20 protein-coding genes are annotated in these 20,013 nt (G+C 58.9%); 5 read left to right on the forward strand and 15 right to left on the reverse strand.

Annotated features, from left to right (window positions below):
* The first annotated feature begins 170 nt into the window (after positions 1-170).
* Both AC1ME2_RS07225 and AC1ME2_RS07230 read left to right on the forward strand, forming a co-directional pair.
* Complete coding sequence (locus tag AC1ME2_RS07225; RefSeq protein ID WP_480442041.1) at positions 171-1,430, forward strand: MFS transporter; 1,260 nt, start codon at positions 171-173, stop codon at positions 1,428-1,430.
* A 41-nt stretch (positions 1,431-1,471) separates the two neighbouring features.
* Complete coding sequence (locus AC1ME2_RS07230) at positions 1,472-2,746, forward strand: glucarate dehydratase family protein (protein ID WP_480440091.1); 1,275 nt, start codon at positions 1,472-1,474, stop codon at positions 2,744-2,746.
* 133 nt (positions 2,747-2,879) lie between these two features.
* On the opposite strand, the gene AC1ME2_RS07235 is transcribed toward AC1ME2_RS07230, so the two are convergent.
* From AC1ME2_RS07235 to AC1ME2_RS07245, 3 genes are all read right to left on the reverse strand, one after another.
* Positions 2,880-3,002 carry a PA1414 family protein gene (locus AC1ME2_RS07235; RefSeq protein ID WP_306823067.1) on the reverse strand — a complete coding sequence of 41 codons (123 nt, stop codon included), beginning with the start codon at positions 3,000-3,002 and terminating at the stop codon, positions 2,880-2,882.
* A 208-nt stretch (positions 3,003-3,210) separates the two neighbouring features.
* Positions 3,211-4,134, reverse strand: coding sequence for a DMT family transporter (locus AC1ME2_RS07240; protein ID WP_480440092.1), 924 nt, complete (start codon positions 4,132-4,134; stop codon positions 3,211-3,213).
* Between the two features lie 221 nt (positions 4,135-4,355).
* Positions 4,356-5,720: a DNA recombination protein RmuC gene (locus AC1ME2_RS07245; RefSeq protein ID WP_480442043.1), complete on the reverse strand. Its 1,365-nt coding sequence runs from the start codon at positions 5,718-5,720 to the stop codon at positions 4,356-4,358.
* A 1,134-nt stretch (positions 5,721-6,854) separates the two neighbouring features.
* Between AC1ME2_RS07245 and AC1ME2_RS07250 the strand changes: the two genes are divergently transcribed.
* The 3 genes from AC1ME2_RS07250 to AC1ME2_RS07260 all read left to right on the forward strand — a co-directional run bounded on the left by AC1ME2_RS07250 (position 6,855) and on the right by AC1ME2_RS07260 (position 9,345).
* On the forward strand, positions 6,855-7,079 hold the full coding sequence (locus AC1ME2_RS07250; RefSeq protein WP_322181053.1) for a hypothetical protein: 225 nt from the start codon (positions 6,855-6,857) through the stop codon (positions 7,077-7,079).
* 360 nt (positions 7,080-7,439) lie between these two features.
* On the forward strand, positions 7,440-7,910 hold the full coding sequence (locus tag AC1ME2_RS07255; protein WP_480440093.1) for a hypothetical protein: 471 nt from the start codon (positions 7,440-7,442) through the stop codon (positions 7,908-7,910).
* A gap of 157 nt (positions 7,911-8,067) precedes the next feature.
* Positions 8,068-9,345, forward strand: coding sequence for an OmpP1/FadL family transporter (locus AC1ME2_RS07260; protein ID WP_480440094.1), 1,278 nt, complete (start codon positions 8,068-8,070; stop codon positions 9,343-9,345).
* Between the two features lie 107 nt (positions 9,346-9,452).
* On the opposite strand, the gene AC1ME2_RS07265 is transcribed toward AC1ME2_RS07260, so the two are convergent.
* The 12 genes from AC1ME2_RS07265 to AC1ME2_RS07320 all read right to left on the reverse strand — a co-directional run bounded on the left by AC1ME2_RS07265 (position 9,453) and on the right by AC1ME2_RS07320 (position 20,006).
* Positions 9,453-10,004, reverse strand: a complete 552-nt coding sequence (locus tag AC1ME2_RS07265; protein WP_480440095.1) for a glutathione peroxidase — start codon at positions 10,002-10,004, stop codon at positions 9,453-9,455.
* Positions 10,005-10,062: 58 nt separating this feature from the next.
* Entirely contained in the window at positions 10,063-10,185 is a 123-nt protein-coding gene (locus tag AC1ME2_RS07270; protein WP_480442423.1) for a hypothetical protein, read from the reverse strand.
* Positions 10,182-11,390, reverse strand: a complete 1,209-nt coding sequence (locus tag AC1ME2_RS07275) for an MFS transporter (RefSeq protein WP_480440096.1) — start codon at positions 11,388-11,390, stop codon at positions 10,182-10,184. Before AC1ME2_RS07275 ends, AC1ME2_RS07270 begins: the two co-directional genes overlap by 4 nt.
* A 424-nt stretch (positions 11,391-11,814) precedes the next feature.
* Positions 11,815-12,546, reverse strand: coding sequence for an adenosylcobinamide-GDP ribazoletransferase (locus AC1ME2_RS07280; RefSeq protein WP_480442044.1), 732 nt, complete (start codon positions 12,544-12,546; stop codon positions 11,815-11,817).
* A 2-nt stretch (positions 12,547-12,548) separates the two neighbouring features.
* Positions 12,549-13,118, reverse strand: a complete 570-nt coding sequence (gene cobC / locus AC1ME2_RS07285) for an alpha-ribazole phosphatase family protein (protein ID WP_480440097.1) — start codon at positions 13,116-13,118, stop codon at positions 12,549-12,551.
* Positions 13,115-14,167 (reverse strand): nicotinate-nucleotide--dimethylbenzimidazole phosphoribosyltransferase, encoded by a 1,053-nt coding sequence (gene cobT, locus AC1ME2_RS07290; RefSeq protein ID WP_480440098.1) that lies wholly within the window; start codon positions 14,165-14,167, stop codon positions 13,115-13,117. The genes cobC and cobT overlap by 4 nt, the downstream gene beginning before the upstream one ends.
* Positions 14,164-14,685, reverse strand: coding sequence for a bifunctional adenosylcobinamide kinase/adenosylcobinamide-phosphate guanylyltransferase (cobU, locus tag AC1ME2_RS07295; RefSeq protein ID WP_480440099.1), 522 nt, complete (start codon positions 14,683-14,685; stop codon positions 14,164-14,166). Before cobU ends, cobT begins: the two co-directional genes overlap by 4 nt.
* Before the next feature lies 1 nt (position 14,686).
* Positions 14,687-16,162: a cobyric acid synthase gene (locus tag AC1ME2_RS07300; protein WP_480440100.1), complete on the reverse strand. Its 1,476-nt coding sequence runs from the start codon at positions 16,160-16,162 to the stop codon at positions 14,687-14,689.
* Positions 16,159-17,166, reverse strand: coding sequence for a threonine-phosphate decarboxylase CobD (gene cobD, locus AC1ME2_RS07305; RefSeq protein WP_480440101.1), 1,008 nt, complete (start codon positions 17,164-17,166; stop codon positions 16,159-16,161). Before cobD ends, AC1ME2_RS07300 begins: the two co-directional genes overlap by 4 nt.
* Entirely contained in the window at positions 17,159-18,067 is a 909-nt protein-coding gene (cbiB, locus tag AC1ME2_RS07310; RefSeq protein ID WP_480440102.1) for an adenosylcobinamide-phosphate synthase CbiB, read from the reverse strand. Before cbiB ends, cobD begins: the two co-directional genes overlap by 8 nt.
* Positions 18,064-18,714: a 5,6-dimethylbenzimidazole synthase gene (gene bluB / locus AC1ME2_RS07315; RefSeq protein ID WP_480440103.1), complete on the reverse strand. Its 651-nt coding sequence runs from the start codon at positions 18,712-18,714 to the stop codon at positions 18,064-18,066. Before bluB ends, cbiB begins: the two co-directional genes overlap by 4 nt.
* Positions 18,711-20,006: a cobyrinic acid a,c-diamide synthase CobB gene (locus tag AC1ME2_RS07320; protein ID WP_480440104.1), complete on the reverse strand. Its 1,296-nt coding sequence runs from the start codon at positions 20,004-20,006 to the stop codon at positions 18,711-18,713. The genes bluB and AC1ME2_RS07320 overlap by 4 nt, the downstream gene beginning before the upstream one ends.
* Between the last annotated feature and the right edge of the window lie 7 nt (positions 20,007-20,013).

Here is a 20,013-nt window from a genome sequence, read left to right on the forward strand (position 1 = left end):
TACGATGACTGACAATAAGTATCAAGCACCCACAATAAAAACAAGCAAGTGGAGATGCACCTGTGAACACGCCCCCCGACACCACCCCCATTCCCGATCCCCAGCTAGCCGCCACCTTGTTCGCCACTGTCGCCAAGGTCAAGCGCCACATCCTGCCGCTGTTCGTGGTGATGTTTATCGTCAATTACATCGACCGAGTGAACATCGGTTTCGTCCGCACCCACATGGAAACCGATCTGGGCATTGGCGCTGCCGCTTACGGCCTGGGCGCTGGCTTGTTCTTCATCGGCTATGCGCTGTTCGAAGTACCGTCGAACATCCTGCTGCAGCGATACGGCGCCAGAGCCTGGCTGACGCGGATCATGCTGACCTGGGGCGTGGTGGCGATGTCCATGGCCTTCGTGAAGAGCGAAACCAGTTTCTATGTCCTGCGCTTTTTACTCGGCGCGGCTGAAGCCGGATTCTTCCCTGGCATCATTTATTACTTCACCAAATGGCTGCCTTCTGCCGAGCGTGGCAAGGCCATGGCGATCTTTCTCAGCGGTTCGGCCATCGCCTCGGTGATTTCCGGGCCGATCTCGGGCGCCCTGCTCAACATCAGCGGGATGAGCCTGCATGGCTGGCAGTGGATGTTCCTGATTGAAGGTTTCGCCTCCATCGTACTCTGCGGCTTCTGCTGGTTCTGGCTCGATTCCCACCCGCATGACGCCAAATGGCTGAGCCGCGCCGAACAGGACGCACTGGTTGAGGCCATCGATACAGAGCAACGCGAACGCGAATCCGAACAGACGGTGCGTCCGTCGATGTTCAAGCTATTGGCCGACCGGCAGATCGCGGTGTTCTGCTTCATCTACTTCTCTATCGCCTTGACCATCTACGGCGCCACCTTCTGGCTGCCGAGCATGATCAAGAAAATGGGTAACCTGGGCGACTTCGAGGTTGGACTTTTCAACTCCGTGCCGTGGCTGATATCCATCGTCGCCATGTACGGCTTCGCCGCGCTGGCCAGCAAGTTCAAACATCAGCAGGCCTGGGTCGCGCTAACGCTGGTGATTGCCGCGTTCGGCATGTTCATGTCCACCACGGGCGGGCCGATCTTTGCCTTTATCGCCATCTGCTTCGCGGCGATCGGCTTCAAGGCTGCCTCCGCGTTGTTCTGGCCAATTCCACAGGGTTATCTGGATGCGCGCATCGCCGCAGCAGTGATCGCCTTGATCAACTCTGTGGGTAATCTGGGTGGATTCGTCGCGCCGACCACGTTTGGCTTCCTGGAACAAAAAACCGGCTCTATCGAAGGCGGTATGTACGCGCTGGCAATAACGTCTCTGGTGGCAGCCATCGTGATTTTCTTCGCACGCACCAAACCCAAGGGCGACAAACCGGGGAGCCTGTATAGCCAGACGCCATCCAAACCCGTTCTCGCCCACTGATCACCGCTGAATTAGACCCAAGCCACCGGGAGCTGCCCATCTTGAAAATCAAACGAGTCACCGTAACCCCCATCGCTTTCAGAGACCCGCCGCTGCTCAATGCCAGTGGCATTCATGAACCCTACGCACTGCGCTCAATCATCGAAATCGAAAGCGATAACGGCTACATCGGCCTCGGCGAAAGCTATGGTGATGCGCCTGCGCTGGCAATCCAGCAACAGCTCAAGGATCAATTGATCGGCCTGGACCCGTTCAACCTCAACCAGTTGCGGGCCATCGTCCAGGCCACAGTGGCCGCGCACACACCAGTGAGCATCGCTGGCGCTGAACTGGCACCTGGTTCCCACGCCAGTAAGGCCGTGAGCAACGCGTATTCGGCCTTCGAAGTCGCCTTCCTCGATCTGCAGGCGCATTACCTGAATGTGCCTCTGGTGGACTTGCTGGGTGGCGCGGTGCGTGACGAGATCCCCTTCAGCGCCTACTTGTTCTTCAAGTATGCCGAACACATCGACTCGCCCTACACACCCGACGCCTGGGGCGAAGCCCTGAGCGCCGAGCAGATCGTTGCCCAGGCGCGACGCATGATCGATGACTACGGCTTCCAGAGCATCAAACTCAAGGCGGGCACCCTCGCGCCGGAACATGAAGTGGCCTGCATCAAGGCGCTGAAAAAGGCCTTCCCGAACTGCCCATTGCGCATCGACCCCAACGGCAACTGGTCGCTGGAAACTGCGATTCGCATGGCCGAACTGCTCGGCGATGATTTGCAATATTACGAGGACCCTACGCCGGGGCTGGACGGCATGTCCGAGCTACACAAACGGACTGGCCTGCCGCTGGCAACCAATATGGTGGTCACGGATTTCGACGAATTCCGCCGTAGCATTGCGCTGAACAGCGTGCAGATCGTGCTCGCCGACCACCATTACTGGGGTGGCCTGCGCGACACGCAAACGCTGGCTAAGATGTGTGACACGTTCGGACTGGGCGTCTCCATGCACTCCAACTCACACTTGGGCATCAGCCTGATGGCGATGGCCCATGTGGCGGCTGCGGTGCCGAATCTGGATTACGCCTGCGACACCCACTACCCATGGCAAGAAGCCGACGAAGAGGTGATCAAGGGCGGCAAGATCCCCATCGTCAACGGCTGCGTGAAAATCACCCGTGCGCCGGGGCTGGGCCTGGAGCTGGATCGCGATCAACTGGGCAAACTGCATGAGCAGTTTCTGACCTGCGGTATTCGCCAAAGAGACGATGTGAAACAGATGGCCCGCTACAAGCCTGACTGGAAAACGGTCAAGCCTCGGTTTTAACCTGGCGGGAAGGGTAGCGATATAGGCAGAGAGAGTGTTTCGGCCTGGTGCTGCGGTTGATTTAGTCAACAGCAGCACCGGGCCTTTTTAATGCCTGCAGATGAAGCACTGCGATGATGAAATAATCGATAACTTACCGACGCGGACGCCGCCGTTCATCGTCAGTGCGAATAGGAATGGGCTGGAGTTTTGGCCGTTCGATCAGGCCTAGGGCAACTCCGAGGTCATGGAGCCATTCTTGCAATTTACTGTTCATCACGCCCCCCTTCAGGGAAATACTCGGCGACTGACATCTGCTAGCCGCGTCTTATTCATCATAGTGCCGTGTCTTACTTTACGCCTGCTACAGAGTATCGCGGAAAAGAATTTGTGACATATAACCTCATTTAACACAACGCTCGTCGTTTCTCTGCCTGCGGACCTATCGCAGAGAGGCGAGCCCGTGATTTCCGATCAATGGGTCATCAATCCCTGGGGCGAAAACGCCGGCGTATCCACTGTTCGCCACTGACCAGCGTGATCCCCAACAACACCAACACTGCCCCGATTACGAAGTTGAAGCTCAGCGGTTCACTCAGCAGCAGCACGCCGAACGTCACGCCAAACAGGGGTGTCATAAATGAGAACACAGCCATGTTGGACGCCAGGTAGCGACGTAGCAGCCAGAACCAGACCAAATAACTGAAGAAAGAAACCACCAGCGCCTGAAACAACACGCTGGCCACCGCGACGGGTGTCAGGGTGACATGACTGACCTCACCATCGCCGACGGCAATCAGCAGCAAGGCGACAAAACCGACAATCAGTTGATAGAACAAGGTCAACGTCACAGGCGCTTCGGACAGCCGCGATGCTCGCACCACCACGGTGGTCGCGCCCCAGGCCATGCCGGCAAGAACACCCAATGCGTCGCCCATCAGCATGTTGCGGTCCATGCCACTCAACGACAGGCCGCCAACAAAGGCAGTAGCGATACCCACGAACGAGAGAAAGATACCCATCCACTGCAAAGTCCGCAGGCGCTCGCTGGGCAGCAGCCAATGCAGACCCAACGCGGTGAACACGGGAGCAGTGTAAAGAAACACCGACATGTGTGCCGCCGAGGTCAATTGCAGACCCTCGGAGATAAACAGGAACTCCAATGCAAACAAGGCACCGGCGAGCAGGCCGCCGCGCCAGGTACTGCCCATGTGTCGCAGACCGCCGTGCCAGACCATGAGGCTGCCCACCAGCAGCGCGGCAATACCGGAACGCCCGGCAGCCTGCATGATGGGCGCGATATCCGGCGCAGCCCATTTAATGAGCACTTGTTGCACGCCCCAAATCAGGCACAGACCCAGCATGACTTGCAGGGCGAAGGCATCGGCACTTTTACGCAGCGTACTCATGAGCGAAGGTATTGCAGGCAGAACATGGCAGATCCAGAACGGCGAAATGTTGTCGATTATTGATCAATCGGTCGAAAAATGTGGTGCAAAAGCGACCTTGGGCTGCTTAAAAGAATCGATAAGACAGAGAGATTGTCTTCGCAGGCAAGCCTGCTCCCACAGAGATCACATATACCCTGTGGCAGGCTTGCCTGCGAAGGCGTCAACGCGTTTTACCCTGCTTACTCAGGCAACTGCACCAACCCGTCATCATCGGTCATGGCCCTTTCGAGCAGGTCTGGGGGCAGATTTTTACTGGCGCGGGCACCCAGTAGTTTGAGTTGCTCGCTGCGGCTAACCAGGTTGCCGCGCCCTTCTGTCAGCTTGTTACGGGCTGCCCCGTAGGCTTTGTCCAGTTGTTGCAGGCGGTTGCCAACTTCGTCCAGATCCTGAATAAACAGTACGAATTTGTCATACAGCCAGCCTGCTCGCTCGGCGATTTCCCGCGCGTTCTGGCTCTGGCGTTCCTGCTTCCACAGGCTGTCGATCACCCGCAAGGTAGCGAGCAACGTGGTCGGGCTGACGATCACGATGTTGCGATCGAATGCCTCCTGAAACAGGTTTGGCTCCGCTTGCAACGCGGCGGAAAAAGCTGCTTCGATGGGCACGAACAGCAACACAAAGTCCAGACTGTGCAAGCCTTCGAGTCGTTTGTAATCCTTGCCAGACAGGCCTTTGACATGGTTGCGCAAGGACAGCACATGCTGCTTCAACGCGGCTTGACCAATGACTTCATCATCGGCGCTAACGTACTGCTGGTAAGCGGTCAGACTGACCTTGGCATCGACCACCACTTGCTTGTCGCCGGGCAACATAATCAACACGTCGGGCTGAAAGCGCTCGCCATCCGGGCCTTTGAGGCTGACCTGTGTCTGGTACTCACGCCCTTTTTCCAGCCCTGCATGCTCAAGCACCCGCTCAAGAATCAACTCCCCCCAATTGCCTTGGGTCTTCTGGCCCTTGAGTGCGCGCGTCAGGTTGGTGGCTTCATCGCTCAACCGCTGGTTGAGCTGCTGCAGACGCTCCAGCTCTTTGCCCAACGAGAAGCGTTCGCGGGCTTCCTGCTGATAGCTTTCTTCAACGCGTTTTTCGAAGGACTGAATCCGCTCTTTCAGCGGATTGAGCAATTGACCTAGTTGCTGTTGGCTCGTCTCGGCGAAGCGCTGTTCGCGCTCATCGAAGATCTTCCCGGCCAATTCCGCGAACTGCGCACGCAATTCGTCACGCGAACCTTGCAGATCGCTCAGGCGCTGCTGGTGGCTTTCCTGCTGCTCGCGCAATTCGGCGCCCAGCGACGCACAGTGCGCGTCTAGACGGCGCAGTTCGGCTTCTTTGCTAGCGCGCTCCAGGGTCCAGCCTTGAGCGGCGTCGTGGGCACTGTCGCGCTCCTGGCGCAACAGTTCAACTTCCCGGCGCAGCGCCGCAAGGTCCGCCTGTTTGGCCGCATTGGCGTGGCTCAGGTCACTGATTTCATCGCGACCGGCATCGAGCTGGGCGTTAAGACCGTATTGCGCCAACTGCGCAGTACTCAGGCGCTCATCGAGCAACGCGACATCAGCGTGTTGCTGCGCCAGCCGCCGCTGCAGCTGCCAGGCCAGGGCCAACAACGGCAATGCTGCGGCGCCAAGACCAAGCAGCAGGCTGGTCAGGTCCAATGCCATAAAAACTCCAGGTGTCATGACGTCATATGCACTGAGGGGCATATTGGCTGCGCATTATGCTTAGAACGGTCCGTCACGGCGACAGCCGGCGCACTCATCAGAACGGATTAATTCCAAAAGGTAATAGCGGTGCTGCTAATAAACGATCATTTCCGCAGTGAATTTTGCGAATTTCTCTACAATTTTTGCTGCACCCGCGGGCTAGAGCAAGCGCTCGGGACAATCCACAGAAGCTGTGGATAACTCAGTGGACAACCCACCTTGAACCCTCGCAAACGCCTATAGAATGGGGCCTGCGTTCAAACTGACGCTTTTTTCACCAATGAAAAAAAACGATATTTTTCATTGACTTAATAATTCACCGCAAAAAATCAAGCCCTTAGGGACGGATGCAACAGTGGCATAACAGGTTGCCGCGCCAATGTGTACAACTCAATCACTGACGGTTATAACGCCACCCTCGTTTCGATGGAACATTTCCATACCCCCCCGCAAACGACATTACCCCCTCTCCAAACCGGTCGCCGGCCCCTCTGCAATTAAATTGATTAGCTGGCTTCCCATCTCACTCTCGGTCCGCTATCATGACCGCCGTTAGTACCAAGCTGAAAGTCAATTCTGGTCGAAACAGTCCCCCGGCAAGCGCTTTTCCAATGTGAAAGTGTTGCTGACCACACGGGATCGACCACCTCGATGGTTTCCAGGCATGAACTCGACACACGGCCTTCCTCAATGACGGGAAGGGTGTTGCGAAGCTCCCGTGCTCTGACTCAACCAACCTGCAGATTGATCAGGAACTTCACCCCGGGCCTCGAACCTTTGCCCTTGTTGTGTTGCCTGCCCTCCTAAGTACCTACCGGCCAGCCCGAGCGCCATACGATAAAGCGCGCTTCAAACTGTCTGCTTTGTTCCAGTCAGGTTCTTCGCCCCGCCATGCTTTGCACTGGCCCGCGTTTTACTGGAACGTTTTAATTTTTGCACGGTCTTATGCCGTGTCGTTTGTAGGAAACACCCATAACTATGACTACTCATATCCAAACTCAGGATGCCATTCGCACCCTAACCAGCGCATTCGCACCAATGAATTGCCTGATCATGGCCGCTCGCAAAGGCTGCTTCAGCTTCACCATCGTCAACGAACACGGCATCGCTCGTCACAGCGAACGCCTGTACCCCGATCAGTATTCCAGCGCCGAACCGCTGCAAGCCGTGATCGAACGTACACGCCAGGCACTGGTTGCCTGACCTGAAACCAGCCGCAGGCTGAAGCGTTCACTTAAAAACCTCGCCCTTGCAAGCGAGGTTTTTTATTGCCCGCGATTTGCTGCGCAGGCGTAGTCCGCTATTCTTTTACGCCGCTTTCAGCCTCAATTTTTGATCCTTTGTTACCTGAATATTGGACATGAGCTAAGCACTAAGGGGTATATAAGCCAGAATCCGCAGGCACAAATATTTTAAAAACAGTCCTTTACGTCCGAGATATGACACTAGACTTCAACTCAAGCAGCCTTGGCTGCTTCCGGCGAGCCTGATCCGATTCACTGCTGCCACACGCAATAGGCTCGCTGGCCATAATTGTTTTTCAGGGGATGTCACGAGTGCTTTATGGGAATCGCCGCCAGTGAACTGTGCCGCTACGTGATCCGCCCTACGCTGATTTATCTCGGGAGTTATTGCTCTACTGCAGAATCCTTGTTGCTCGGTGTCGCCGCCAGCCAGTCGGCCCTTGGCGACGCTCTGGACAGCCGTCGAGCTCATGGGTTGTACCGCATCACAGAAATTCGCCACCAGCATCTATGGGATGACTACCTGGCACGAGACCCGGACCGAGCCAGCCTGGTTCGCGGTTTAGCCAGTCAGCACGCATTTCTCAAGGGGCCGCATTTGGAACTTACAGTCAATCTGCGTTATGCCACCGCCATCGCCTGGCTGTTGATCGAAGCGCAAGGCAAGCCCTTGCCTGCTGAAGACGACGTGCTGGGCATGGCCAGAATCTGGCGTCAAACTTTCCAGCCGCAAGGTCGTTTACGCGACTTTACAACGGCATGGCAATCCTGCGTCACCCCACTTCATTAAGCTTTCTGACGACTCTGTAAAATTGCAAGATCACTGCAGATCGACGCATTTTAGCGGATTGTCCTACAAAAACGCTCTATCTCGCGTAATTCCAGCTATGGCGCTTAGGCGAAAATGTTGGTAATTTCCGCTCGGTGATCAACACGGAGTTCTAATAATGAAAAAAGTAATGCTCAAGACCACACTTAGCCTCGCCATTGGCATGGTATCTACTCAACTTCTCGCTTCAGGCTTTGCAGTCAACGAGCAGAGCATCAGTGGTATGGGCACTGGTTTCGCGGGGCGCTCTTCATCTGCCGATGATGCAAGCACTGTATTTGGCAACCCTGCTGGCATGTCGCGCCTCAAGAGTGAACAAATCAGTCTCGGTGCTGCCGTTCTCGATGCGAGCACCGATATTCGTAACGGGCATAGCACTTTTGGTGGCACCGAAAAAGGCGATATGGTGCCGCTCATCGCCGTACCTATGGGCTACTACGTCAAGCCAATCGATGATCACTGGGCGGTCGGTGTTGGCATTTACTCCCCCTTCGGCCTAGTCACTCAATATGAAAGCGGCTTCGCAGGGCGTTACTTCGCTAAAAAGAGCGACGTAAAAGTCGTCACTTTGCAGCCGACCATCAGCTATGCCTTCAACGATAAAATTTCCATTGGTTTCGGTCCGACCATCAACCGCATCGACGGTCAACTGACCTCAGCCACCCCGACAATAACCCCGGCTGGCATGGGCCCTGACGGCGAGGTCAAGGTCAAAGGCAACGATACCGCCCTGGGTTACAACATCGGCATTCTGGCTCAGGTCACTGACCGTGCTCGTGTTGGCCTGACCTACCACTCGATGGTCACCTACAAGCTCGAGGGCAACACCACGATCGACGGCCCGGGCTTTGGTCCCTTCAGTGGCAGCAAGTACGACGCAGCACTCGACCTCAATACGCCTGAATCTGCAGACTTGTCGGTTACCTATGACTTGAACGACGACTGGACCCTTTACGCCGGTAGCACCTACACCCGCTGGAGCCGCCTGCAAGACATCACCGTAAAAAACAGCGGTGTCCAGCCGCAATTGGGCGGCGGTGCAGGACCACTCGGCACTATCGTTGAAGAACAGAACTGGCATGACACCTGGGCGCACGCCATCGGTGCTGCCTACAAGCTCAACAAGCAGTGGGTCTTGCGTACCGGCTTCTCGGTTGACCAGTCGCCCACCAACAACACCGACCGCTCCCCACGCATTCCGACTGGCGACCGCATGGCCATCAGCTTCGGTGCTGGTTACAGCCCGACAGACAACGTGACCATCGACCTGGCTTATTCCTACCTCAAGGAAGAAGACGTCAAGGTCAATCTGGCGAGCCCGACCAAGGGCGCCTACAGCTCGACCTACAGCAACAGCGCCAACGGTTTCGGTACGTCTGTGACCTACCGCTTCTGATGAGCCCGTTCGCGGCGGGCTGAAAGGCTCGCAGCCGAATACGAAAAAGCCCTGCATCCGTGACGGATGCAGGGCTTTTTCATGGTCGCGAGTTAAGGCCCACGTGGTCAGGGTTTGGACGTAATGGCCTTCTCAACCGCCGCAATGAAGGCGGAATCATCTGGTTTGGTCAGGCTGGAAAAATGGGCGATCACGTGGCCTTGACGGTCAATCACGTACTTATAGAAATTCCAGCGCGGCTCGCTGCTCTGCTCGGCCAGCACCTTGAACAGATGGGTGGCATTCGGGCCTTTGACCTGCTGTGGCTCGGTCATGGTGAAGGTAACGCCGTAATTGACGTAGCAGACCTTGGCGGTTTCCGCACCGTCCTTTGACTCCTGCTTGAAGTCATTGGAGGGCACGCCGATCACTTCCAGACCCTGCCCCTTGTAGCGTTGATTCAGCGCCTCAAGGCTTTTGAACTGCGGGGCAAAACCACAAAAACTTGCGGTATTTACCACCACCAGCGGCTTGCCCGCAAAGCGCTGGCACAGGTCAATAGTCTCTTTGGCGCGCAACTTGGGCAGTTCGCCCTGCAACAGCGGCGGGCACTCTGCAGCCACTGCAGCGCCGCCCATGGCAAGCAGCAAAACGGGAATCGACAACCAGCGAATTGTCATGACGGCACCCCACAACTTTGATAGAGGTCAATGTGTCTGAAAGGTAAAATTCGCTTCCTTAGCAGGTGCTCATGCCCAACTGCAGCACCCCCAAACCGACGTGCTGCCAGCCCCACCACACCAGCGCCAGCAGCAAAAAACCAAGGATCATGCCGCCGAGCCATGGCCAGACGCTGTTCACAGCACCACGGCCTGAGCCTGCAACCGCGCAACGGGCCGCTCACGCACCGGCCAATTCAGGGCGGCAGCCAACAGGCTGAGCAGGATCGACACGTGCCAGATCAAATCGTAATTCCCCGTGCGGTCATACACCACGCCACCCAACCAGCCACCCAGGAAGGCACCCAATTGGTGGAACAGGAAGACGATACCACCGAGCATCGACAAGTTGCGCACCCCGAACAAGGTGGCGACCGTACCGTTAGTCAGCGGCACAGTGGAGAGCCACAGCAGGCCCATGGCGACGCCGAACAGGTAGGCCGTGGTCTCACTCAGCGGAATCCACAGGAACAAGGCAATCACCACGGCGCGAATAAGGTACAGACCGGTCAACAAACGCGGCTTGGAGACGCGCCCGCCCAGCCAACCAGCGGTGTAGGTGCCGAAGATATTGAACAGACCGATCAGGGCCAACACCGTGGTGCCGACTTTGGCTGGCAGGTGTTGATCGACCAGGTACGCAGGCAGATGCACACCAATGAAGACCACCTGAAAACCGCAGACAAAAAACCCTAGGGCCAAGAGCCAGAAACCCGAGTGTGTGCAGGCTTCATGCAAGGCTTCACGCAGGGTTTGCTCGTGTCCGGTCAATGGCAACGGCACGTCTTTGAGCATCGCCACCAACGGCAGGATCAACGCCACCAGCACGCTCAGCACCAGCAATGCCCCCGACCAGCCAAGCCAGCCAATCAGGCCGAGGGAGCCGGGTAACATAGCGAACTGACCAAATGAACCGGCCGCACTGGCGATGCCCATGCCCATGCTGCGTTTCTCGGGCGGCAACGCCCGACCGACCACACCCAGAATCACCGAAAACGAGGTACCGGACAGACCGAGACCAATCAATACACCGGCGCTCAGGGACAAAGACAACGGCGAATCGGCCATGCCCATGCATGCCAGGCCCAAGGCATAAAGAACCCCGCCGACAAACACTACTTTTGCCGCACCGAAGCGATCCGCCAGTGCACCCGCGAACGGCTGGGCCAGGCCCCAGATCAGGTTCTGGAACGCAATGGCAAAGGCAAACACCTCACGCCCCCAACCAAACTGAGCACTCATGGGCGCCAGAAACAAACCGAAGCCATGCCGAACACCCAAGGACAATGCAAGGATCAACGCACTCCCCAACAAAATCCAACCACTGGTACGCCAGACCGATGTCATTTTTATTCTCCGGCTCGCTCATCAAACTCTGCAAGTAGGCGTATTAGGCCCGTAATCCAACCGCCGAAAATTACGCTTCACGCACAGCGACTGTCAATGAATCAGACAGAGAGGGTGGCTGGCGAGACGCCTTTGCAGCGGGACGCGCAGTTATAGGCCTGCTCCTATCAAAAAATCTTTAAATCATTGGTTTTAAATGATTTTTTTCTGACGCAGTAGATCAACTGTGGGAGCAGGCTTGCCTGCGAAGAGGCTCTATCAGCCGCTACACATCCAACTGCAAAATCGCCACCCGCAATAGCACCTCACTGGCGGTAAAGCGCTGATCGACCGGAGCTCGTCAGATAGCCCTCGTCAAGCCATTCGCAGGCAAGCCTGCTCCCACAACGATCACCTATACCCTGTGTGAGCAGCTTGCCAGGGTTCAAACCAGCGCCAACACCACCAAGACCGCCACTTCCAGCAACTCCAGGAGTGCACCTGCGGTATCACCGGTGGTGCCGCCAAGTCGGCGCAGCATCAGGTGACGCAGCCAGAAAAAGCAAACACAGGCCACCAACAGAGCGATCAGACCGCTCGCTCCCGCCAGTAACACGCACCCTATAGCGGTCGACAGAAGAACCTGCTGACCCAGCGTACGCGGCAGGTGATCGGCCAGCGCTTGCCCCAGCCCGCCCGCCCGCACATACGGCGTGCCAAGAAACAAGGCAAGCATCGCGCTGCGCCCAATCAATGGGGCCAGCAATAAGGCCACACTCTGGTGGCTTTCGATCAATGCCAGCAGTGCGCAGAATTTAAGCAGCAGCACCAGCACCAGGGTAACGACCGCAATCGGCCCGCTACGCGGGTCTTTCATGATGCTCAGGGTGCGTTCGCGGTCACCAAAGCCTCCGAGCCAGGCATCAGCGCTGTCGGCCAGTCCGTCCAGGTGCAGACCACCGCTGAGCAACACCCAGGCCGTCAACAACAAGGCCGCATGCAGCATCGACGGCGTACCGCTCAACAGTGCGTTGAGGCCCATCAGCAGTAGCCCGAACAGCAGCCCTACCAACGGATAGAATAACAACGACCGCCCCAATGCTTGCGGCTGCGGCATGCCAGGCAGGCGAATGGGCAGGCTGCTGAGAAACTGCAGAGCAATCCAGAAGGGCGACAGGTTCATTCGCTCAACACGCAACCACTGCCGACCTGAAGCGTCAGCAGTGCGCCATGCCCGACTTCAACCTGAAGCAACTGTTCACGGGGCAGACCTCTGGCCTGAGCCAGCAACAGGCGCATGACCCCGCCATGACTGATCAGCAACACGCGCTGACCGGCATAAGCCTGATGCAAACGCTCGACCGCCGCCAATACCCGTGCGGAAAACGCCGTCAGCGGTTCAGCCTTGGGTGGGGTGAACGCATAGGGATTGGCCCAGAACAGCCCCAGACTCTCAGCATCGGTCTCCATCAGTTGCGCAGCGCTGCGCCCTTCCCACTCACCGAAATGCAGCTCCTGCAGATCCGCGTCCATGTGCAGCGGCAGGGCCAACTGATCAGCCTGCTCTTGGGCAAAGCGGGCGCAGCGTTGCAGCGGCGAACTGACGATTCGATCCCAAGGGCCAGTCTCGGCAACCGCCGCACGCATCTGCGCCCAGCCCACAGCGGTCAGAGCGTCGTCGAGACTGCCGCGTAGGCCACCGCCCAGCTCGGTTTCACCGTGACGCAGCAGATCCAGGCGCAAGGTCATGCCGGGCGGTCTGCCACTGCTGCTTCGGCGAACGTCGCCATCCCATTGTGCAGCTCACAGGCCAGACGCAACAAAGGCACGGCCAACGCTGCGCCACTGCCCTCACCCAGGCGCAAGCCGAGGTCGAGCAAGGGTTCGGCCTGCAAGGCCTCCAGTACATGCCGATGGCCCGGCTCGGCGCCACGATGGCCGAACAACAGCCAGTCGCGACACGATGGATTCAAGCGCACCGCAACCAATGCGGCGACGCTGCAAATAAAGCCATCGACCAGCACCGCGATGCCTTCCTGAGCACAGGCGAGATAGGCACCCACCAGCGCTGCAATCTCGAAGCCACCCAAACAGAACAAACTGCACAGCGGATCGCCCGCCTGTTCAGCGTGCAACGCCAACGCGCGCTCAATAACCAACGCCTTGTGCGTAACGCCCGCAGCATTGAGACCCGTGCCTGGCCCGACCAGCAACTGCGCGGGGCATTCGAGCAAGGCGCACGCCAGCGCGCTGGCTGCCGTGGTGTTACCGATGCCCATCTCGCCGCCAATAAACAGTTCTGTACCGGAGGCGAGCGCACGGCGAACACTGTCGCGCCCTGCCTCCAGCGCGAGCAAACCTTGCGCGTCGGTCATTGCCGGTCCTTCGACGAAGTTCGCGGTGCCCGCACCCAATTGCAAATGCCGGACACCCGGCAAGCTCAACGGCGATACCGTGCCCAGATCGACCACTTCCAACTGCGCCGAAAGCTGACGCGCCAGCACGCTGATTGCCGCGCCACCGGTCACGAAGTTATGCAGCATTTGCCCGGTGACTTCCTGAGGAAAGGCCGAAACTCCCTCGGCGACAACGCCATGATCGCCCGCAAAAATGGCGATCCACAGGTTGTCGACACAGGGCTTGAGCCGGCCCTGCAACCCGGCGAGTTGCACCGCTACCCGCTCCAACTGCCCGAGGGAGCCGGCCGGTTTGGTCAACTGTTGCTGACGTGCCAAGGCCTCTTCACGCGCCTGACCATTGATTGCCTGCGCAGGCTTCAGCCACCAGGAATTGCTCATATTACGGATCCTTTCAAGGTCAAGGGCAGGCCAGCAACGGTCAACACCACACGCTGACAACGTTCTGCCAAGGCTTGATGCAGCCAGCCGGCCTCGTCGACGTAACGGCGGGTCAGTTCCCCGAGAGGCACGACGCCCAGCCCGGTTTCGTTGCTGACAAAAATAATTTCACCGGGCAACCCGGCAAGGCACGTCAACAGTGCCTCGCGCTCAAGCGCCTGGCGTTCGAGGTCTTCGAGCATCAGCAGATTGGTCAGCCATAAGGTCAGGCAATCCACCAACAGGCAACGCCCGGCACTGGCATGCTCGACCAGTACCCGCGCCAGTTCGAGCGGTTCTTCAATCAAGCCCCAGCTGTCAGGGCGACGTTGACGATGGATTGCCACGCGCTGGCTCATTTCGCCATCCAACGGCTGACTGGTGGCAATATAGATGACGTCAAGGCCGCTTTGGGTGGCCAATCGCTCAGCCAATCGACTTTTGCCCGAACGAGCGCCGCCTAAAATCAGTTGCAGCATGTCAGTTGCTCTCCAAATCAGCGCTGTCCAAACCACACAGGGTCCGCAGGAACGCACCGTCGAGGTGGTTTTCCACCAGGTCGGCCAGTCGCTCGATGTCGCGCTCGCGCAGCGCGTGGTAGTCGACGTGCTGCACATTCTCCAGGCCCGCCCAGCGCAGTAATGCAGCACACGCTGGCGGCGACTCGAACAGGCCATGCAGGTAGGTGCCGAGAATCTGCCCATCTGCGCTTTGCACACCGTCGCATCGACCATCGTCCAACTGCACGGCGGCATGCTCCAGTGCCGCGCCAGTGGTCACCCCCGCGTGAATTTCGTAACCGCTCACGGGCGCCCCTTCCAGCGCGAGATGGCCACGCACATTGCGCAGCTGTTTTTCTTCTTCAAGCACGGTATTTATATCCAGCAAGCCCAACCCGGCACTGGAACCGGGCGCGCCCTCGAGCCCCAGCGGGTCATGCAGCTGCTGGCCGAGCATCTGCAGGCCACCACAAATACCCACTACCTTGCCGCCATAACGCAGATGCCGAGCGATGGCGATGTCCCAGCCGTTGTTGCGCAGGAAAGCCAGATCACTGCGCACGCTTTTCGAGCCAGGCAGGATAATCAGGTCCGCAGACGGGATCGGCTGACCAGGGCCGACAAATTGCAGGTTAACCTGCGGATGCAGGCGCAGCGGGTCGAAATCAGTGTGATTGCTAATGCGCGGCAATACCGGCACCACCACATTCAACACCTGCTCGACCTTGCCGGTCTGGCGCTGATCGAGGCCGTCTTCGGCCTCCAGGTGCAAATCCATCACGTACGGCAGCACGCCGATCACCGGTTTGCCGGTGCGCGCTTCCAGCCAGTCGAGGCCCGGTTGCAGCAGGGCGATATCGCCACGAAAACGGTTGATGATGAAGCCTTTGACCCGCGCCTGTTCACTTGGGGACAGCAGTTCCAGGGTGCCCACCAGATGGGCAAAGACCCCGCCTCGATTGATATCGGCAATCAACAGCACGGGGCAATCCACCGCTTCGGCGAAGCCCATGTTGGCAATGTCGCCAGCACGCAGGTTGATTTCGGCGGGTGATCCGGCGCCTTCGACCATGACCACCGGATAGGCCGCACTCAAGCGTTGATGCGAGGCCAGTACCGCCTGCATCGCGATCTCTTTATAGCCGTGATACGCCACCGCATTCATGGTGGTCACTGCTCGGCCATGGATGATGACCTGCGCGCCCGTGTCGCTGTTGGGCTTGAGCAACACCGGGTTCATGTCGGTGTGCGGCTCAAGCCCCGCGGCCTGGGCCTGCACCGCTTGTGCTCGGCCAATCTCGCCACCGTCCGCCGTCACCGCGCTGTTGAGCGCCATGTTCTGCGGTTTGAAAGGCACCACGCGAACGCCCTGACGGGTCAACCAGCGACAGAGCGCGGTCACCAGCGTGCTTTTACCGGCGTCTGACGTCGTACCCTGCACCATCAAGGTGGTCATGGTATTTCCTTGCTGTATTCGCTGAGGACTTGTTCGAACCGTTGCCAATCGGCTTCTTCCGCCGGCAGACCGAAGCGCACGCTGCTGTGGTGCGGGCTGTTGGTGTTCAAGAACAGGCGCAACAGAATCCCGCGCTGAGCACAGAACTCATACAACCGAGCAGCGTGAGGGGTCGTCAACCATTGAAACAGCGCGCAACCGCCCTGAGGTTTCAAGCCATGACGACTCAGCAGTTCAGCCAGGCGCTGGCTGGCTTGCTCGGTGCGCAAGCGTTGCAGGCGATGCCCTTCGACATCGCTCAAGCACACTTGCCCCAGCACTCGCGTCGGCCCGCTGACCGCCCAGGGACCTATCTGCCGCGCCAGCAAGTTGAGCAACTGAGGCTCGGCAAGGACGAAGCCCAGACGCACACCCGCCAACCCGAAGAACTTGCCGAACGAACGCAACACGATCAACCCGACGCGCCAGGTTTCGGCACTCAGGCTCAACGGCGGCGTGTTATCCATAAACGCTTCATCGACCACCAGCCAGCCACCGCGCTGGGCAAGGTGCGCGTGCCATTCCAGCAAGCGCTCAGGGGCGATGCTAAGCCCGGTGGGGTTGTTCGGATTGACCACCACCAGCACGTCGAGACTGTCGATGAAAAAATCTACTTCGTGCTCGAACACTTCGCGCACGCGAAAGCCATTGGCACGCCAAGCTTCGGCATGTTCGGCATAACACGGCGATAGCACACCGACCTTGCCCGAGCGACGCAAACGCGGCAACGCCTGAATCGCAGCTTGCGAACCAGGGACCGGTAGCACGCGGGATGCACCATAGTAAGCACAGGCCGCCCGCTCCAGACCGTCGTCGGTTTCCGGCAAACGCGCCCAGGCCCGCGCCGGAATTTCCGGGATCGGCCAGGGCCAAGGCGCGATACCACTGGACAGGTCCAGCCAATCGGCCTCAGCAATGCCGTAGTGCAATGCCGCACCGCGCAAGCGACCGCCGTGCTCAAGCATAAAATTCAGTCCCCAAGCACAGAACCAGCAACCACAACCACACCCCGCGCTGAACCAATTGCCAGCCGCGATCAATCGACTGAGCATCAGCAGGCACGCCTTCGCCCAATTGCGGACGCAGGTGTACTTCACCGTGATAGATCGCCGCCCCGCCCAACTCCACGCCTAGCGCGCCCGCGCCAGCCGCCATCACTGGACCGGCATTCGGGCTGTCCCAGCCGGGTGCCTGAGAGCGCCAGCAGCGCAGCGCCAATCGGGTTTTTCCCAGCAGCGCGTAGGTCAACGCCACCAGCCGTGCCGGAATGTAATTCAACACATCGTCGATCTTTGCCGCAGCCCAGCCAAACCGTTCGAAACGTTCATTACGATACCCCCACATGGCATCCAGGGTATTGCTCAAACGATACAACACCACCCCCGGCACGCCAGCGACAACAAACCAGAACAAGGCGGCGAACACTGCATCGCTGCCGTTTTCCAGGACTGACTCGGTGGCCGCGCGGGCGACTTCGGTTGAGTCCAGCTCCGCGGTCTGCCGGCTGACCAGATAACTGACCCGGCGTCGCGCTTCGTCCAGATCATCGCTGCGCAAGGCTTGCGCCACCGGCTCGACATGCTCCCCCAGGCTGCGCAGACCCAGCGCGCAGTACAGCGCCAGAACGTCCACTACCCAACCTATATAAGGCAGCCAACTGAACAGCGTCGCCAACAGTGTCAACGGGATGACTGCGATGAACCAGGCAGTGACGCCATGACTGCGCCAGCCACGCCCAGCCGAATTGAAACGCTGCTCGATCCGATCGGCAAAGCGCCCAAACGCCACCAGCGGGTGCGCCCGTTTTGGCTCGCCCAGCAGCGCATCCAGCGCGACCCCGGCGACGCTCAATAACGCCACGCTCATGGACTCACTCCCCACTGATTTTCATACAGCAATTCACTCAGCGGACGCGCCTGCGCCCATCCCTCAAGCACCAGCATCGGTGCCGGGTAAAACTCAGCCACCGGTCCCAGGCACAGAATCGCCAGCGGTTTGGACCCCTCCGGCATGCCCAACAGGTCAGCCAACGCTTGCGGTTCGAACAACGAAACCCAGCCCATGCCCAGCCCTTCGGCACGGGCCGCCAGCCACAAATTTTGAATCGCGCAGGACAAGGATGCCATGTCCATTTCCGGCAAGGTGCGGCGGCCAAAAATATGCCGCTCGCGATCATCCATCAGCGCCGCGACCAGCACTTCCGCGCAATCGTTAATGCCTTCGACTTTGAGCTTCATGAAATCGTTGGAGCGCTCACCCAAGGCTTCTGCGGTAAGAATCCGCTCTGCCTCGACCTGCGCCTTGATGCTCTCCCGCAGCGACCGGTCGCTGATGCGAATAAAGCGCCATGGCTGCATCAATCCCACGCTGGGCGCTTGATGCGCGGCCTCCAGCAATCGCGCCAGCAGTTCCGGAGCCACGCTGCCTCCGATGAAGTGGCGCATATCGCGACGCTCGGCAATCGCTCGATACACTGCCGCACGTTCGTCGGGGCTGAAAGCCAGATCATTCATGGTTTGAAAAGCGCCGCAACCGCTTGAGGGTTAGAAGGGAAATAGAAGTGTACGTAAGACGCCGTCATGCGCCCGTCACGATAGACCGCCTCGGCACCGCGCCCACCGTTGGGGCTCAGGCCGCGAGCGATGGGCTGCAACTCAGTGCTGGTCAGTGAGTGGTGGTAGGTGTGCCCCCGCAGCAAGCCTTCCGGCAGTTCGACCGCTTGCAAGGCCAGCGCGGCCAAGCGCTTTTGCATCACCGCTTCGCCCGCCAGCAACCCCACCAGCTCCGCACGCTGACCGTCAACATCGGTCAAGGCATCCAGCAGGTAAAGCATGCCGCCGCACTCAGCCAGCAGTGGTTTACCTGCGGCGTGATGGGCGCGAATGGCGGCCAGCATCGGCAGGTTTTGACCCAGCGCGACGTGGTGCAATTCGGGGTAACCGCCCGGCAGATAAAGGCTGTCAGCATCGGGAATGAGCGCGTCGTGGATCGGTGAGAAGAACGACAATTCAGCGCCCATGGCTCGTAACAGGTCGAGGCTGGCACCGTAGGTAAAGGCAAACGCCTCGTCCCGAGCGACGGCAATGCGTACACCCTCAAGCAAGGGTTCAGCGGTGACGATGTCGGGCGCGGCGAACTCGACCGCTGGCGGCAAGGACACCTCGCAGGTACTGGCCAAGGCCGTAGCGGCCGCATCGAGCCGTGCGTCCAGATCATTCAGTTCGCTGGCCTGGACCAGCCCCAAATGACGGCTGGGCAATTCGATCCCGGTTTCTCGCGACAACGCGCCGTACCAGCGCAAGCCCTCAGTCAGGCTGCCTTCGAGCAATTGCGCGTGGCGCACGGTGCCGACGCGATTGGCCAATACCCCGGCAAACGGCAGGTCCGGCTGATAACGCGCCAGGCCCAAGGCCAACGCACCGAACGTCTGGGCCATCGCGGTGCCGTCGATCACGCCCAGCACCGGTACGCCGAAGTGGCGCGCCAGGTCTGCGCTGGACGGCGTACCGTCGAACAAACCCATGACTCCTTCAATCAGAATCAGATCGGCCTCACCGGCGGCTTCCCACAACAGACGGCGGCTTTCGTCAGCGCCGACCATCCACAAGTCCAACTGATAGACCGGTGCGCCACTGGCACGCTCGAGAATCATCGGGTCGAGAAAGTCCGGGCCACATTTGAACACCCGAACCTTGCGCCCTTGATTGCGGTGCAGTCGGGCCAGTGCGGCAGTCACGGTGGTCTTGCCTTGGCCAGACGCTGGCGCGGCGATCAACACCGCCGGGCAGTGACGCGGCGCTCTCATGAAGGGC

This window comes from Pseudomonas sp. ASL9 (assembly GCF_056680335.1).